A 17,131-nucleotide genomic window follows, 5' to 3' on the forward strand; every position below is an offset into this window, starting at 1 on the left:
TTTCTCCAAGATGGAGTCTTTGAGCACATAACGCCTCAATCACGCGCTTGTCGCGTGCATTGCCTTGTTAAGTGGCTTTCGGATGAACGCTCGGTAGCTCGATGCGGCTTCACCACTCATTGTCCTTGCGCTCACAACCTCATCTTGGAAGAACGAGCAATCAGCGAACATATCTCGGATCTCCTGCGGGCCACTGTAGCGCATCAGTAAACCGAGGCCGGAAATAAAGCTTTTACTTTCTTCCGAACAGAACTCCGATACATGGACGATGCCACCTGGCTTCAGCACTCGGGTTATTTCCGCAGCCACTTTACTTCGTTCCTCGAGTGATGGAATGCACGTAAACACCGCGCAAATGACAATGACATCGAACACATTATCTTCGAAAGGTAGATCAGTCCCAGCCGATTGCAGGAGAGACAACCAGGGAAACATTTTCTTTCCACGCTCTATCATTTCGCGGGACGGATCAACTCCCGTTACTTCAGTGTACCCAAGCTCAGTAAGTTCGTTAGAAATCCGCCCATATCCACATCCAAAATCGAGCACCTTTGATTTTCGGTCGGTCATCTCCAAAAGTCGGGTGCTGTCAATTTCCAGGTTGAAATTGACTTTTGTGGCTACCTTATCCCAACCGCATTCGAGCATCGGATTCCCCACTTAACGCTTCATATCACCGGGAGCGAAAAGCAAAGCGAGGGACGAGCGGTACTTTTTGCTCTCCGAGTGCATGTGATTGTTATGTAGCCCCATTTCCGATGCCTATAATTCCACTAATTTATCTTGGTTGGCGCTAGGAACGCAGAATATAGCGTCAAAGGCATCACTCACGTTCGTCTCAACAGATGAGCTCTGCGATCTAACTCGGCTCGCGCCTTTAACGTCGTCCGACAACATTAAACATGAGCCCGCCACCCCCCTAGCACTCATAATATGCTGTTCCACACTGTCTCTTTGGATTTTATCAGCGTCTGTGGGCTCCACCGAAAAGCCTAACGGACTGTCAGGCGAGGGATACTGCATCTCCGGCACAGTACCCCCTAGATGCGTTGCTCCAATGGCACGGTAATCTTTCCTCCGATACGCAAGTTGCTGGCCCATAGGAACAGCCGTAAGTTCTCCAGAAAAGGAAACTGAAGTCTTCTGGATATGGTTGTTATGCGCAAGTAGAAGTATCTTCAAATTTGGATCTGCGTGAAGAAATCTCTCAACAGTGGTAGCTGTGAACACCTCACGAACGGAGGTGTCACCATCGAGTGAAGTGCCATCAAAGAGCATCTTCATGGTGCGCAGTGTTTCGAGCGTATGTTCAATCGAACAGACACACTCCAACGCCCTTTGAAACAGCTCCTTTCCACCTCGCTGGACTAGAATTGGTTCCAATCCAGACAACCGCAACTTTAACCGACTAATCCGGGAGAAGGCTTGATCCTGTTTAGCGGTACCCAGTTCACCCCATTGCGCGGATGAAATCACGGGGGATTCGCCACATATGGATTCCAAAGACTGGATTAACGCATCGACGTCCGGCTTCAAAATGGGATCCAGTAAATCAATAGCCGCGGACAATCTCTGCAAGTCGTCAAGTGGGTTCAGCGTATTGGGCAAATCAACGCCAACCACCATAATGCTTTTTCCAGTCTCTAAAAGATAAGATTTGAGCCAAGTCAGCACCGATCCATACAGAGCGAAGGTCAATGGGTTCGTGATTTCCTCCAGCTTATCCGTGCTCGCTGAAGATTTGAGCCATTCGGAGATCCGGTTACCCTGAACCGCCCCGCACTCCAGCCCAATTGCATTAAACTCGTGCATCTCTACAAAGTATCGGATGAAACTGGCTCTGGCCAAGGAAAACTCAGAAACAAAGTGAGCCCCTTCGCCAATCCCTATCACTCTGGCATATTTCGCCATAGAAGAGAGATCTTCAAGCTCACTGAAATCTAGATTACAAGGCTGTAAGAGCGTTCTGATTGTTCTGTACGTCATATGTTCAACTCAATATCTTCATTATGATGGATCTGCTGTATCTAGTTCCTAGGTCAGGATACATAACGCCGCCATAAACGGCGCGAGCTTGCGAGCGTCCGGCGACCGTAGGGAGCGCATTTAATGGTCTTGTTAGGCAATTTCATGACCAAGCCCGATACGATGCCAAGCCTCTTTAAATTGTGGCTGATCATAAGAAGTGGGTTGCAACCAGTAAGACACGCGGCCCTCTTTTTCGCCGCGATGAGCCAATGATTTTATCTCTTCGGGTAACAGCACAAAAACATTTGGCTCTTTTGCAACATTATTTACGATGAGCCAGAAGTCACCCATAACTTTCTCAAGTGAGCTTCCGAGCGGAACTGGGTTACGTTTTGAAAGCGCCTTTACTTGAACCCCGATAAAGTCAGTGCCTTCTTTATTGTATGCAATTATGTCAATGCCTCTTGCATTTCTGGCAGTTGGCATAACATTCCAGCCCATGCACGACAGTTTATAACAGGCATAGTACATGCCGATATTGCCAGTTACTTGAGTCTCTAATTTCACGCTGGATTCCTTGAGCGCCTAACAGTGATTCTACGCCCTTCTGCAAAGCCTCAATGAACGCGACAGCACATTGATTGAGGTTTTGCAGCCACCAGTTTTGACTCTACCCCATTAATTCTGCGGGTGGCAAAGAGAATTTTGGCTGCATATCCAAAACCCGCGTGCTTGCGCGATTTGCCAACCTTTGGAATATCTCACGATAGAAAGGCGCGTTGCTACGGCAACACTAAACCAGGCACTCAATGCCATCATACTCCGCTATCGCCACGCATCAGATCAACCACTGGGTGAGATTGGCACTTCCATCTGGGCTAAACACCCTCTGCGTTTATCTTCAAAGGAGGATTAACAACTAAATTGAGAAACAAATCTCACTTCCTGTAGCTGAGCACCACCGAGCTCGAAGTTCTTGGGGGCTGCCCCGTCATGGGAAAACCCGGCTGAGTGATAGAACTTAATTGCCCTTTCATTCTGAGGGAATACCCACAAACTGCACGACTTGAAATCTTGTTCAAGCATAAGCTCTTTCGCTCGCAGCCAGAGCAAGCGTCCTGCCCCCGTCGACCAAGCCGTTGGGGATACATAGATAGCCCAGACTTCAGCTTCACTGTTGTGCGAACCGATATCTCGACATTTTCCAAAGCTAATCCAGCCTTGAACAACGCCAGCTTTCTTGGCAACAAGTAACTCGGGCTCACCCGCAGCAATGCATTCGCCCCACATATCTTCGCGACGCTCTATTGATAGCGAGTTTAGATAATCAGTTGGAACAATAAACCTATATGCGGCGCGCCAAGCTTCGACATGGATCTCAGCGACAGCGCGCGCATCTTCTGGCGCGGCGTGTACTACTTTCATTTCAGCTATTATTCCTCTCACAAATAGTAAAAAGTATTTTTAACATGATGCTGGAAATGAGAAGTACCAAATACATGGCTATCGTTGATCCTTATGGCTATACCCTTTAGCGATAGGGAAATACGACAAGCCTTAAGTAAATCACAATATCAAGATGCACCGCTGCAACCAATCATGCTCAACAGCCCCCTTGCATCTCCCCCACCCTCCTCCTACACTCCACCAACGAACAGCTTGACGGGGTGCCGGTGAAATCCGGCTGAGATGGCGCAGGGCGAGCATTTTTAGCTGCCGAGCGTTGGTCCCGCTGAACCTGATCCGGCTAATGCGTCGCTCATATAACAAGCGGCGCGGGTACCGGCGTAGGGATCAAGCGATGGCCATGGCTAGCTCTCACGATTGCACGCCACCTTCCGCGCCATTTTCTCGATCTCTCCAGCCTGCCCTCCGGATCATTACCACCGGAGGCATCATGGGCTACCGCTTTACTGATCTCACCACCGCCTGCCAGCAAGATTGGCGCGCCTATATTGAGCACGATTTTGTGCGTCAGTTGGGCAATGCCACGCTGCCAGAGGCGTCGTTTCGCCACTACTTAAAGCAGGATTACCTGTTTTTGATCCACTTCGCCCGCGCCTATGCGCTGGCGGCCTATAAAAGCCCCACCCTCACCGATCTACGCCAAGCCCACGAAGGCCTAAAAGCCATTGTGGATGTGGAGTTGGGTCTGCACGTGGGCTTTTGTCGGGAGTGGGGGATTTCCGAGCAGGAACTGGAAGCGCTGCCCGAAGCCAGGGCCACTCTGGCCTATACCCGCTATGTATTGGATACCGGCAACCGCGGCGATCTACTCGATTTACACGTGGCGCTAGCCCCCTGCCTGGTGGGCTATGGCGAAATCGCCAACTGGCTGAACGCCCAACCCTCCACCTTGCGCGGCGCGCAGAACCCGTTTGACGCCTGGATTGCCATGTACGAAGGCGAAGAGTTTCAGGCCGCTATGCAGGCGGAGCTTGAATGGCTCAATGCTCGCCTTGCCGATGTGTCGCCCGCCCGCTTTGCCGAACTGAGCAAAATCTTCCGCGACGCCACCCGCCTGGAAATCGACTTCTGGCAGATGGGCCTAGAGCTGATAGACCAAGACCTCACCAACTAATTCAGCAAAACAACACAAGGAAACGACCGTAATGACTAAAACCGTAATGAGCAAAACCAGTCACTTTTTAGCCGAAACCGCCCAGGTCGATGCCGCCGCCATTGCGCCACTGCCCGGCTCACGCAAGGTTTACGTGGAAGGCTCACGGCCCGATATTCGCGTGCCGTTCCGGGAAATTTCGCTATCGCCGACCAAAACCACCGGTATTGATGAAGAGAACCCGCCGCTGTTGGTGTACGACACTTCCGGCCCCTACACCGACCCAGATGCCAACAACGATTTACGCAAAGGCTTGCCCGCCCTGCGCCGTGCCTGGATTGAAGAGCGCGACGACACTGAATTTCTGGACGGCCACACCTCTGAGTATGGCAAGCGCCGCGCCAATGACCCCACCCTTGCCCAGCTGCGCTTTGATTTAACCCGCACTCCGCGTCGGGCCAAGCCTGGGAAAAATGTTACTCAGCTCTACTACGCCCGCCAGGGCATTATCACCCCGGAAATGGAGTTTATTGCCATCCGCGAAAACCAGCGCCGCCAAGCGTTGGGTACCGCAGAAGTAGAGCGCATTCTGGGTCACCAGCATCCTGGTCAGAGCTTTGGCGCCAGCCTGCCGGAAGAGATTACGCCTGAGTTTGTACGCGACGAGGTAGCCCGTGGCCGGGCGATTATTCCCAATAACATCAACCACCCGGAATCCGAGCCGATGATTATCGGCCGTAACTTTTTGGTTAAGATCAACGGCAACCTGGGCAACTCGGCGGTGACGTCTTCTATTGAGGAAGAGGTAGATAAGATGACCTGGGGCATCCGCTGGGGTGCGGATACCATTATGGATCTCTCCACCGGGCAGAACATCCACGAGACCCGCGAGTGGATTCTGCGTAACTCGCCGGTGCCGATTGGCACGGTGCCTATCTATCAGGCGCTGGAAAAGGTTAAAGGCGTGGCTGAAGACCTTACCTGGGAAGTCTTCCGCGATACGCTGATCGAGCAGGCCGAACAGGGCGTCGACTACTTCACCATTCACGCGGGGGTACTGCTGCGCTATGTGCCGCTCACCGCCAAGCGGGTGACCGGCATTGTTAGCCGCGGTGGCTCCATCATGGCCAAGTGGTGCCTGTTCCATCACCAGGAGAGCTTCCTGTACACCCACTTCGAGGAGATCTGCGAGATCTGCAAGCAGTACGATGTGGCGTTCTCCCTCGGCGATGGCCTGCGCCCCGGTTCAGTGGCTGATGCCAACGACGAAGCGCAAATGGCCGAGCTCAAAACCCTGGGTGAGCTGACCCATATCGCCTGGAAGCACGATGTGCAGGTAATGATCGAAGGCCCCGGCCACGTGCCCATGCATCTGGTGAAAGAGAATATGGATAAGCAGTTGGAGTACTGCGACGAGGCGCCCTTCTATACCCTCGGCCCGCTTGTCACGGATATCGCCCCCGGTTACGACCACATTACATCCGGCATTGGGGCGGCGATGATTGGTTGGTTTGGCTGCGCGATGCTCTGCTACGTGACACCCAAGGAACACTTGGGCCTGCCCAATAAAGACGACGTTAAAACCGGCATCATTACCTACAAGATTGCCGCCCATGCAGCGGACCTGGCCAAGGGCCACCCGGCGGCACAGCGGCGCGATAACGCGCTATCCAAGGCGCGTTTTGAATTCCGCTGGGAAGACCAGTTCAACCTGGGGCTGGACCCGGACACCGCCCGTGAATACCACGACGAAACCCTGCCCAAGGACTCCGCCAAGGTGGCGCACTTCTGCTCAATGTGCGGGCCAAAGTTCTGCTCCATGAAGATCAGCCAGGAAGTGCGTGACTATGCCAATGAGCATGGCCTCAACGGCGACCAGGAAGCAGTGATGAAAGGCATGGAAGAACAGGCAGAGAAGTTCCGCAAGAAAGGTAGCGAGCTGTATCAGGAGGTGTAGTTCTACTTAACAGCTTCGCTGTGGAATGTGGCTCTTGAGTCTTAGCGAAACTCAAGGGCCACCTTTATGCTGCATGATTTTCTGACCTCCCCATTGAACAATACGCTCTGGAGTAATGTTAAATTTTCACTCAAGTAGAGGTTAATTATACATTGCTCGTGTATGATTCCCATTTACAGAGCGCTCAGCTCAACTTGGCCCATTTAAAACCAACACCTTTCAAAGAACTGATTCCTGATGAAAACCAAACTTTCCCTGGCGGTATCCCTTGCGCTGTTAAGCACTGGCTTGCTCAGCGCCTGCAGCGATGATAACGAAACAACGGCCGCTGGCACGCAGCAGGAAGCGCCGAAAACAATCACAGCCCCCATGCTGAAATACATCCCGGCTGACTCCCCTTACTTTATGGCAACGCGTGAAGCAATGCCGGAACAAGAAGCCTTTGATATTTTTCAGCGCTCACTGGCCGAGAATAGCCTTGAGGCGGATCTAGACATACTACGCGAAACGCTGCCTGATTTAGACGATGAAGTGGAGCGCTCGATGGTGTCGCTGTTAATCGCCATGGGGGAAGAGCTGGAAGGTGTTAAAACACTCGATGATATCCATGCGCTGGGTCTCAAGATGGGACCTCAGGCCGCTTTTTATGGGCTAGGCATCCTGCCGGTGTTGCGCTTCGAGCTATACGATGAAGCGGCCTTTCGTGACACGCTACAGCGCGTCTTTAGCAAAGCAGGCATCAACCCGAGTACGGATACCACTAACGGCACTGACTACTGGGTACTGACACCAGAAGGCCCCATTAAGGCAATCATGGCCATTATCGATCAGCAGCTGTTGATGTCTGTAGTGCCGCAGAATGCCAGCGACGAATTGCTCGCACAGGTAATGGGTAACGCGCTTCCCGACAGTAATATTGGCGATACTGATGCACTGGTAGAGCTCGAACAACGTCATGGTTTTACCCCTTACGGTGCCGGTGAGATTGACTCTGCACGTCTGCTTAGTGAACTCAGCGCCCCCACCCATTCAGGTACACAGGCACTGATGGAAGCGGTTGATGCAGAGCCACTGGATCTATCTACCTGTCAGGCAGATATCGACCGCATTACTGACCGCTTTCCCGGACTGGTAATGGGCGCGCGTGAGTACAGTGCTGATCGCATCGAGATGAATCTCATTCTGGAGACCGATGAGGAGATTGTCAGCGACCTACGCGCTCTTACCACGCAGGTTCCGGGCCTTGGCAGCACGCAGGGGCTGGCCAGCCTTGGGCTAGGCCTGGACTTACCTTTATTGACGCAGACTATTCAGAAGTATGCTCGGGAAGTGCGTGAGAATCCCTTTAGTTGCGATGAGCTACAGGATCTGAACGGCGCCTGGAACGACATCAACATGGCAGTCAACAACCCGATCGCGCTGATAATTGGTCCGTCGCTGTCAGGCTTTAACGCCCGTATTGACAGCCTGACAATAAAAAACGGCGACCCCTTCGCGACCGGCATTTTGGCCCTCGCCTCACAAAACCCGCTGAGCCTGCTGTCTACTGCAAGCGCTTTCTTGCCTGAGCTAGGGGCTCTTGGCCTTGAACCAGGCGGAGAAACCAAAAAACTCAAAAGCATGCTACTGCCACCAGACACCCCAGCGCTTTATGCCGCTATGTCTGACACAGCCATTGTACTCGGCGCGGGCATCAGCGATTCAGAATCACTGCAAGCTGAGCTAGAAGCCCCTATTTCAGAGCGCGACCTACTGCTTCATAGTCACATGACCGGTGAGTTTTATCATTCGCTGGCTGAGCTCATGGAGCAAGTGGCAATCGATGATATGACCGAATCAGATATTGAACTGCTCAAGCAGTACGGCGACACTTACAAGAATATGGAGTACTGGCTCGAAGTGGATGACGCAGGCGTTGAAATGAGCTTTTCGCTGGAACTGAACTGAACTGAACTTTGATAGCTCATATCATCCGACAAACCCGCTACTCATGTTACCAATGATGGCTGTATAAACGATCGTTTTTATAAATAACCGTTAGTGGGTTTGTCGTTGATCTCGATACGGTCGGGGTCAACGAAATGGCCGCTTTCATCATGGTAGGCATGGGACATTTACTCAGTGAGGGGAGTCATGACGCTTACTATTAATACATAGCGGTGGGCGTGCGACATTGCTCTATATCAATCTTCGTGATGTTAAGACTCGGCTATAGCACCGCCATGGTTGCAACAATTATTAAAGCCATAAACGCCAACAGGGGGCCGAGGCCCCCTGTTGGTATCAGTGTTACGTAATTAGCGCTGTTTTTTCTGGCTCTCCTTGGCGTCACCTTTGCCTTTTTGCAGTTCGCCTTTTGCCTGCTGGGCCTTACCTTTTGCTTCTGTTTTGGTACTACCCTTTGCCTTGCCCGCGGCTTCTTTCACTTTGCCGGCAGCTTTGTTGGCCGTTCCTTTTGCTTTATCTTCTTTACCTGTTGCCATGACGAACACCTCTAATCCGTTAGTAGGGAAAACGCCGTGTGTGAAAGGTGCATAAGCACTGTTGATCGCACATCGACACACTCATCAGAGTAGCCTGTATTAAAAAAGTTGCGCTGGTTTATTTATGGCAGCTTTATTTATGACAGGCTGCTTTCTGGTAAGCGTGTTGGCGTCCAGCGGTTCAGTGCAAAGTGTAGGCAGGCCATCGTCAGCAGTGTAAGCGCCAACGCAACACTCATTGAGGAGAACCGGTAGAGGGCGCTGTACACCAGATCCTGCTGCGGGCCCAGCGACTGGCCAAACAGAATTCCCAGGGTGGTCATCCCGCCAAAGCCAATTCCCGAACCACCACCCTCATGAATATGCTCGCGAGCAAAAAGCATCAGCCCCAGCCAGTAGAGCAACACCACCAGTAGAAAATGGTGGCTTTGGGTATACAGGAGTAACTGCATGAGTAGCGCTAAGTTACACCCCAACAGCGTTCCTACCGCTCGCTTGGCGGCTGATACCCACGCACCGGAGTAACCCAGCGTAAACAGCACCAAGATGGTCGCCATCTGTGCGGAAAGCGACCCCTGCAAGTCAAAAACTTGAAACACCACAAACGACAGCGTCGCGGTTAGACCACCGATTAAGGTTTCATGGCGAATCTGGGAGGAAGGCTTGGTGACTCGGGGTGGCGGCTTACGCGCTTCCACGTCAGGGAACAGTGTATGCATCAGCATGGCAATAAACACCGCCAAACCACTGGCGACAAGATTACAGGCCAGTAAATCGCTCAAGTCTACATTGGGGTAGCTGGCGAAGTGGAGCAGGATACTGAGCGTCAGCACGCCGTTAGCGCCGAATAGAAACAGCGGGCCTTTCGCCATCAAGTTAAAACGAAACAGAAATATACCCATTACCACCAAGGTCATCACTACCGGCATATGCTTGAGCAGCCCGACCACTAGGCTTACTTCAAGCACATTGATCGATACGTTGGCCAAAAACTGGCGCACGATATGGCCGTTCAAGATGGGCACCATACCCAGCAAGAACATTGGAAAAACAGTAAAAAACACCCCGTAGTTCCAACCCATCAATTGGCTGACCACAAACCCCAGCATACCGCCCCCGGCCACTCGTAGGCACTGACGCAGGCCATTCTTTGAAAGCTCGGGCTTGCGCTTAGTGGCCGCTACGCTAGAAGACTGCGCTCTGGCTAACCTCTTTTCAATAAACCAGGTAGAGCTCTTTTTAATGAACCTGGCTAACCTCTTTTTAATATACATAGTGCAGCCAACTGATCAGATGCGCCTGTAGCCACACAAAGGGTTTGGCCAACGTCGAATCACCGGGCTGAAGCTGCACCGTGGCGCGGGCACCGCTGGCGAGTGAGTTGGCGGTAGGCTGCGTTAGTGCTAGATGTACGCGCATGCGCTGGGCATCGCGCACCCAACGGTCTGTGGTGGGGATCTCAGCCAACTGGCCATCAGCCGCCAATTGGCCTTCGCGAACACCAGCGTCCATCGCCAGCACCTGTGCATCAAACACCTCGCCCGGCCATGCATCAAACACCACTTGTGCGGGATCGCCCGGGCCGACATGGCGCAGGCTCTTTTCACGAAAATCAGCGATGATATCTATCTCATTCGCCACTACCGCGACGACAGGTTGGCCCGCCTGCACGTAATCACCCACATCCAACTGCAGGTTAGTGACACTCCCATCCTGGGCGGCACGCACCTGGGTGCGAGCAAGATCCAACTGTGCTTGGGAGAGCGCGTTGTCTGCTTGGCGCAAGCGCAGGTTCGTCTCACCAGAGTCACCCAACTGCACTTCTAAGCTAACGATTTTAGCCCTCGCTGCTGCCACGCTGGCCTGAGCAGTGCGCTCAGCGGCAACCTGCTGTTCGTACCGCTGGCGGGAGACATTCTGCCGCGCCATCAGCGTTTCTGCGCGGCGAAGCTCGCCCTGCCGCTCGTTAGCCGTGGCTTGCGCTGAGGCCAGTTCGGCTTGTGCAGAGGTCAGCTCTGCTTCTAAGCGCGCGTTCTCACGTTCAGCCTGCTCGCGGTTAAGCTGCGCTTGATCAACGGCTAACTGAAACGGCGCCGGATCTATCTCAAACAGCACATCACCTTTGGCAACGTATTGGTGATCACTCACCATTACGGCCTTCACCGGACCACTAAGCTCAGGCGCTATGCGTGTCACCGGCCGCAGCACTCTTGCCTCAGGTGTCATGGGCATAAAGCTATCAGCCAGCAGAAAATAGATAAACAGCAGTACAAAGGCAGCAAGTGCTACCTTCACCCAGCGGGCGAATGTTTGATCGGGAGTCATGCAGAGCTCACTTGTTAGCCACCAGGCAGTTAACCTGGCAATCGCATCTCAACGGGTGCACATCTTTAAAGCGATGGCTCAGTAGACGTTAGTCTAACAGTTAATTAGCGCGCTAACAATAATACTCTAACTAGTGCCTCCGCATTAGCCATCAAGGTGGCCAATAAAAACCCCCATGGCGAAAAGTCATGGGGGTTTAGCAATAATTAGCGTTAAATTTTAAACCACTATTAAAACCGGTAGCGTAGACCAACGCTGGCGGCGTCGAAGGCGTAGGCAGATTTATCTAGATAGCGCATGTAATCCGCTCCTAGCGATAAATTCTGGGCTACATCCATTTCAGCGCCTGCGCCATAGGAGAAGTCGCTTTCACGGTTGCTATTAAACTCAACTTCCGTAAAGCCCGCTAAACCGTATAACCGGACTTCAGGAGCTATAGGGATAATACCTTTGGCATAAGCACCGGCTAAATAATCCAACTCAGCGCCTCCGTCCGAGCCACCCGTACCTAGATGCCCTTCAAGCGCAAAGTAGTCGTTAAATTGGGCGCCGCCACGTAAACGTAGGCCTACATCGTCGCGTGAAGAGCCTCGGTCTGGATCCAGGCTCCAGAACATCGCATCACCGCCAACGTATCCTTGTGGGTAGCCGAAGGATTGCTGTGCTTGTGCAGACGTTGCAAAGGCCCCTGCGCCAACCAGGAGTGCCGCCGATGTAAGTGATAATACGGTCATCTTCATAGGTTGTTCCTCAGTTAAAAAACAGTGTTTCCTTACGCCACTGTATTGTGGTCCATTACCTTGAAGAACGCAATTCGCCCGCCCAGCGTGCACGTAATTTCCTTTTTTCCTCTTCTGCTTACCTACCTTTTGAAAGGCTGAGCACGATAATACCGCCGACCACCACGGCTCCCCCCACCAGTTGGCCAGGGCTGAGCATCTGTCCAAGTACGAAATAACCCAATACCAGGGAAGCGACTGGCTCGATATTCATTACCGGTGCGTTGCGCGCCATATCGAGGCGCGGCACAAAGATAAACAGTGTTGAAAACGCCGAACCGTAGAGCAGTCCCAGCAGACCTAACCCAATCCAACCTGCATTGTTTTCGGGCAAGCTCATGCCGCCTGGAACCACGCCCGCGACGCCGCCGATAATCATGACGATAAACACCGTTTGCATAGTCAGCAGGCTGCGCAGCGTGCTCCCCACGCCGGCTAGCCGGTGCTCGGTGATCCACAGTGCGCAGGCAAACACAAAAGCGGCGGTTAAGCCAAAACCGATACCCGCGATCCAACCTGGCCCCATGCCATCGGCACTGGCAAGCCAGGAAGGGATATCCAGCACCACCAGCAAGCCGATTAAAATAGTGCCCATGATCAAACAGCTACGCAGCGTTGGGCGCGGGCCGCCCAACGCCCAGCTCAATAATGCCAGTTGTATGGGAAAGGTATTGACTAATAGCAGCGCAATCACCACCGGTAGCCTTGCCACCGCCGAGTAGAGGCTAACGCTTTGAACTGCGATTAGCAGCCCTACGGTAAGTTGCCATGGCCAGGAGCCCTTGGGCAGCCACAGCCGCTTGCGTTGAACAATGACGAGCGCCAGCAAAATCAGACAGGCAACCCCAGAGCGGGTTAATACCGCCAGCAATAGCCCCGTTCCATTATCAAACGCCAGCCGTGCAGAGACGTGATTAGCGGCAAACATGGTAGCCACGGTCATCATTAACAGAATGGCCAAATGACGCGGCAGTAATTTAGGTAAAGAAGGCGCTGACATAGAAACGAAACGGCCCGTTGTAGTAGTGAAAGCTACGGGAGTAGCTAAAAAGTGAATTATACCTGGCTTTAAAGAGTAGGCTAACAAAAACCATGCACTGCTTTCTGCAGCGCAGCATATTATACTAAAGTCTAAATATTTTCTCGTCTAATCCTGCTTCCCTTCTCTTCTAATCCTGTTTTTCTTTTCAATAGCAATAAAACGCCCCGAGTAGATATACCACTCGGGGCGATAATAAACACAGCTAGTGGCATATCCGGAGAGAACTACACCAGCATCGGCACCATCGCTTCCAGCACCATCACTAAGCTCATCGCGGTAATCGTCAGAATCGATACGCCAAACACCTTTTTGGCCCAGCGAACATCGTCATCTAACCGATAACCACGTAGCGCCAGGTAGAGCCAGTAGCCGCCCATTACCAGCGCCACGCAGAGATATCCCATACCCGCTTGGCTGGCTAATACCAGCGCCAGAGAGGCAGGAATAAACGCCACGATGTAGCCAAGGATATGGTGCTTGGCCATTTTGACACCGCGCACCACCGGCAGTACCGGAATCGATGCGCGACGGTAATCAGCGTAGCGGAAGATCGCAATCGCATAGGAGTGCGGCATCTGCCACAGACAGAAAATCACCAGCAGCATAATGGCGCCACTATCGAAATGCCCGGTCACTGCGCAGTAGCCCACCACCGGCGGCATGGCACCAGAGAGGCTGCCCACCAGGGTGCCGTACTCTGAACGGCGCTTCATATAAAGGCTGTAAAGCCCCACATACACACCCCAGCCAATCACCGCCAGGGCAACGGTTAACCCGTTGGTACCCAGCGCCAGACACACAACCCCCGACACACCCAGCAGCGCCGAAACGCCCAGTGCCTGGGTGATAGAGATGCTGCCTCGTACCAGGGGGCGATGGCGCGTACGCGCCATCAATGCATCAATATCGCGGTCAATGACGTTGTTACACGCACAGCCTGACGCGATGATTAACGCAATCCCCACCATGACCGAGACAAAGCTGAGCCACTCAAACTGCCCCTGGGCGGCGAGGAAATAGCCGCCCAGAGTAGCGATCAAGTTGCCGCCGATAATACCCGGCTTGGTCAGCTCAAGCAGATCCCGCCAGCGGCTAGGCGCTGAGATTAGCCGATCATCATGTTGAGATGCAGATGCTGCATGATCCACAGCGAGCCTCCTACCACTAAGACGAGAATCGTCAGTGTGAAGACGAAGGACATCATATTCCAGCCTTCGTCGGCTTTGGTACTCATATGCATAAACATGACCAGTTGCACCAGTATCTGCAACACTGCAGTCACCGTAATCACAATAACGGTAGCCAGTACGCTAAAAGCGCCACTCATCACCACCGCAAAAGGGATAATGGTCAGTATCAGCGACAATACCAGTCCTGTCACATACGACTTAACGCTGCCATGGGCATTGGTTGAACTTGCACTCATCTCACAACACTCCCATCAGATAGACGAATGAGAAGACACAGATCCAGACGATATCGAGGAAGTGCCAGAACAGGCTTAGGCACAAAATCCTCGGCCGGGTCATATCGTTCAACCCTTTGGTCGACAGCTGTACCAGCATCACCAAAATCCAGATCATGCCGAACATAACGTGCAACCCGTGGGTGCCTACCAGAGTAAAGAAGGCCGACAAAAAGCCGCTACGATCCGGACCAAACCCTTCATGGATCAGGTGCTGGAATTCATAGATTTCCATCCCCAGAAAGCACAAGCCCAGCAGAAAGGTAATGACCAGCCACACTTTCACTTGGCCAACACGGTTGGCATGCATTGCCAAAACGCCCATGCCGAAGGTAAAACTACTGATCAGCAGTGCAAAGGTACCGAAAAGAATCAACGGTAATTCAAAAATATCAGCGCCGGTTGGCCCACCTGCCGTGCCTCTCATCAGCACGGCGTAAGTGGCGAACAGTGATCCGAAGATCACCAAATCGCTCATTAAGTAGACCCAGAAACCAAATAGCTTCGTGCCCGAAGCATCGTGATGCTCATGGGGCTCGGCCGCTGCGCCGTGATGTAACGTATCCGTTGCCATTACGCTTGCGCCTCCACTCGTTGTTGATGCTCACGCTCGATTCGCTCAACTTCAGCAGCGGGAACGTAGTAGTCGATGTCGTCGTTGAACACCCGCGCCATAAAGCTCACAAAAACACCCACGGCGCCGACGCCGGCTAACCACCAGATGTGCCATACCAGCGCAAAGCCGATGACCAGCGCAAAGAAGCTGATAACGGGTCCGGCCACGGTATTACGCGGCATATGGATATCGGTATAGGGGGCTTCTTCAAGCTGCTCTTCGCTACGCTGCTTTTGCGACCAGAAGCTGTCGATATCGCCCACTTCCGGCAAACGCGCAAAGTTGTAGAACGGCGCAGGAGAAGAGGTCGACCACTCCAGGGTGCGGCCATGCCAAGGGTCACCGGTGACATCGGCGTTCTGTTTGCGGTCGCGAATACTCACCCAGAACTGGATGATGGTGCAGACAATGCCCAGCATAATGATCACGGCGCCTACCCAGGCCAGAATCATCCACGGCTGCCATTCTGGGTTGGGATAAGACTGCATGCGGCGCACGGCACCAAAGAAGGCCAGTACGTAGAGTGGCATAAAGGCGACGTAGAAGCCGATAAACCAGCACCAGAACGAACGCTTGCCCCACTTTTCGCTTAGCGTGAAGCCAAACGCTTTGGGGAACCAGTAGGTAAGCCCTGCCATCATGCCGAACACCACGCCGCCGATAATAACGTTGTGGAAGTGCGCAATAACGAACAGGCTGTTATGCAGCACAAAGTTGGCTGCGGGCACCGCCAGCATAACGCCGGTCATGCCGCCCAGGGTGAAGGTGATAATAAAGCCCAGCGTCCACAGTACCGGCGACGTCAGCTCCAGACTGCCGCGGAACATCGTAAACAGCCAGTTGAACACTTTCACCCCGGTAGGAATGGCGATGATCATCGTCATAATACCGAAGAAGGCGTTGACGTTGGCGCCCGCCCCCATGGTGAAAAAGTGGTGCAACCAAACCACAAACGAGAGCAAGGTGATCGAAATGGTCGCCCACACCATGGTGGCGTAGCCAAATAGCCGCTTACGCGCAAAGGTCGCAATCACTTCAGAGAACACGCCGAAGGCAGGCAGAATCAGGATATAAACTTCCGGGTGGCCCCAGGCCCAGATGAGATTGACGTACATCATCATGTTGCCGCCAAAATCATTGGTAAAGAAGTGCATACCCAGATAGCGGTCAAGCGTTAGTAGTGCGATGGTCGCGGTTAAGATCGGGAAGGACGCGATGATCAGTACGTTGGCGCACAGCGATGTCCAGGTGAAGATCGGCATGCGGAACATCGTCATGCCTTTGGTACGCATTTTAATGATGGTCACGAAGAAGTTAATACCGGTGAGCGTGGTGCCTATACCGGATATCTGCAACGCCCATATCCAGTAATCGACCCCCACCCCGGGACTAAACTCTATCCCCGATAACGGCGCGTAAGCGAGCCAGCCGGTAGCGGCGAATTCCCCCACTACCAGCGAGATATTGACCAGTATCGCGGAGACCGCAAACAGCCAAAAACTTAAGTTATTCAGGAAAGGAAAGGCAACGTCGCGGGCACCAATTTGCAGCGGCACCACCAGGTTCATCAGACCGATGACCATGGGCATGGCGACAAAGAAGATCATGATCACGCCGTGGGCGGTAAAGATCTGATCGTAGTGATGAGGCGGCAAATAACCCGCTGCATCCCCGGCGGCCATCGCCAACTGGGTACGCATCATTATCGCATCCGAGAAGCCGCGCAGCAGCATGACCAGGGCGACAATGAAGTACATGATACCGAGCTTTTTATGGTCGACGGAGGTAAACCACTCGTTCCACAGCCAGCCCCATTTACGGTAATAGGTTATTAAACCAAACAGCGCGATCCCACCAATGGCCATAAAGGCCGCGACGACCATGATGATCGGCTCGTGGTAGGGAATTGACTCTAACGTGAGTTTTCCAAACACGG

Annotated in this window: 16 protein-coding genes and 1 riboswitch; of the genes, 3 read left to right on the forward strand and 13 right to left on the reverse strand. The window is 53.0% G+C overall.

Going from position 1 to position 17,131, the window contains the following annotated elements; all coding sequences use genetic code 11:
* Positions 1-39: 39 nt before the first annotated feature.
* The 4 genes from QT230_RS19140 to QT230_RS19155 all read right to left on the reverse strand — a co-directional run bounded on the left by QT230_RS19140 (position 40) and on the right by QT230_RS19155 (position 3,393).
* Positions 40-648 (reverse strand): class I SAM-dependent methyltransferase, encoded by a 609-nt coding sequence (locus tag QT230_RS19140; RefSeq protein WP_308323755.1) that lies wholly within the window; start codon positions 646-648, stop codon positions 40-42.
* A 114-nt stretch (positions 649-762) separates the two neighbouring features.
* Positions 763-1,986 (reverse strand): erythromycin esterase family protein, encoded by a 1,224-nt coding sequence (locus QT230_RS19145; protein ID WP_308323756.1) that lies wholly within the window; start codon positions 1,984-1,986, stop codon positions 763-765.
* A gap of 132 nt (positions 1,987-2,118) precedes the next feature.
* Positions 2,119-2,535, reverse strand: coding sequence for a hypothetical protein (locus QT230_RS19150; protein WP_308323757.1), 417 nt, complete (start codon positions 2,533-2,535; stop codon positions 2,119-2,121).
* Between the two features lie 345 nt (positions 2,536-2,880).
* Entirely contained in the window at positions 2,881-3,393 is a 513-nt protein-coding gene (locus QT230_RS19155) for a GNAT family N-acetyltransferase (RefSeq protein WP_308323758.1), read from the reverse strand.
* A gap of 228 nt (positions 3,394-3,621) precedes the next feature.
* Positions 3,622-3,779: riboswitch (TPP riboswitch) on the forward strand.
* 86 nt (positions 3,780-3,865) lie between these two features.
* Here QT230_RS19155 and tenA point away from each other — a divergent pair.
* The 3 genes from tenA to QT230_RS19170 all read left to right on the forward strand — a co-directional run bounded on the left by tenA (position 3,866) and on the right by QT230_RS19170 (position 8,432).
* Positions 3,866-4,549 (forward strand): thiaminase II, encoded by a 684-nt coding sequence (tenA, locus tag QT230_RS19160; protein ID WP_308323795.1) that lies wholly within the window; start codon positions 3,866-3,868, stop codon positions 4,547-4,549.
* 31 nt (positions 4,550-4,580) lie between these two features.
* Positions 4,581-6,485, forward strand: a complete 1,905-nt coding sequence (gene thiC / locus QT230_RS19165) for a phosphomethylpyrimidine synthase ThiC (RefSeq protein ID WP_308323759.1) — start codon at positions 4,581-4,583, stop codon at positions 6,483-6,485.
* 237 nt (positions 6,486-6,722) lie between these two features.
* Positions 6,723-8,432, forward strand: a complete 1,710-nt coding sequence (locus QT230_RS19170; RefSeq protein ID WP_308323760.1) for a hypothetical protein — start codon at positions 6,723-6,725, stop codon at positions 8,430-8,432.
* A gap of 350 nt (positions 8,433-8,782) precedes the next feature.
* Here the strand turns inward: QT230_RS19170 and QT230_RS19175 are convergent, their stop codons facing one another.
* From QT230_RS19175 to cyoB, 9 genes are all read right to left on the reverse strand, one after another.
* The gene (locus tag QT230_RS19175; protein WP_308323761.1) at positions 8,783-8,968 is read right to left on the reverse strand and encodes a CsbD family protein; all 186 of its coding nucleotides are present in this window, start codon (positions 8,966-8,968) and stop codon (positions 8,783-8,785) included.
* Positions 8,969-9,105: 137 nt separating this feature from the next.
* Entirely contained in the window at positions 9,106-10,242 is a 1,137-nt protein-coding gene (locus tag QT230_RS19180) for a DUF2955 domain-containing protein (protein WP_308323762.1), read from the reverse strand.
* Positions 10,232-11,293 carry an HlyD family secretion protein gene (locus QT230_RS19185; RefSeq protein WP_308323763.1) on the reverse strand — a complete coding sequence of 354 codons (1,062 nt, stop codon included), beginning with the start codon at positions 11,291-11,293 and terminating at the stop codon, positions 10,232-10,234. Before QT230_RS19185 ends, QT230_RS19180 begins: the two co-directional genes overlap by 11 nt.
* 230 nt (positions 11,294-11,523) lie before the next feature.
* Positions 11,524-12,033 (reverse strand): porin family protein, encoded by a 510-nt coding sequence (locus QT230_RS19190; RefSeq protein WP_308323764.1) that lies wholly within the window; start codon positions 12,031-12,033, stop codon positions 11,524-11,526.
* Positions 12,034-12,151: 118 nt separating this feature from the next.
* Positions 12,152-13,072: a DMT family transporter gene (locus tag QT230_RS19195; protein WP_308323765.1), complete on the reverse strand. Its 921-nt coding sequence runs from the start codon at positions 13,070-13,072 to the stop codon at positions 12,152-12,154.
* Between the two features lie 266 nt (positions 13,073-13,338).
* Positions 13,339-14,262 (reverse strand): heme o synthase, encoded by a 924-nt coding sequence (gene cyoE, locus QT230_RS19200; protein ID WP_308323766.1) that lies wholly within the window; start codon positions 14,260-14,262, stop codon positions 13,339-13,341.
* Entirely contained in the window at positions 14,220-14,540 is a 321-nt protein-coding gene (gene cyoD / locus QT230_RS19205; protein ID WP_308323767.1) for a cytochrome o ubiquinol oxidase subunit IV, read from the reverse strand. The genes cyoE and cyoD overlap by 43 nt, the downstream gene beginning before the upstream one ends.
* A gap of 1 nt (position 14,541) precedes the next feature.
* Positions 14,542-15,153: a cytochrome o ubiquinol oxidase subunit III gene (gene cyoC / locus QT230_RS19210; RefSeq protein ID WP_308323768.1), complete on the reverse strand. Its 612-nt coding sequence runs from the start codon at positions 15,151-15,153 to the stop codon at positions 14,542-14,544.
* Positions 15,153-17,129, reverse strand: a complete 1,977-nt coding sequence (gene cyoB / locus QT230_RS19215) for a cytochrome o ubiquinol oxidase subunit I (protein WP_308323769.1) — start codon at positions 17,127-17,129, stop codon at positions 15,153-15,155. The genes cyoC and cyoB overlap by 1 nt, the downstream gene beginning before the upstream one ends.
* Positions 17,130-17,131 lie beyond the last annotated feature (2 nt).

This window comes from Halomonas sp. SpR8 (assembly GCF_031010195.1).
In the GTDB taxonomy this organism is placed as follows: domain Bacteria; phylum Pseudomonadota; class Gammaproteobacteria; order Pseudomonadales; family Halomonadaceae; genus Vreelandella.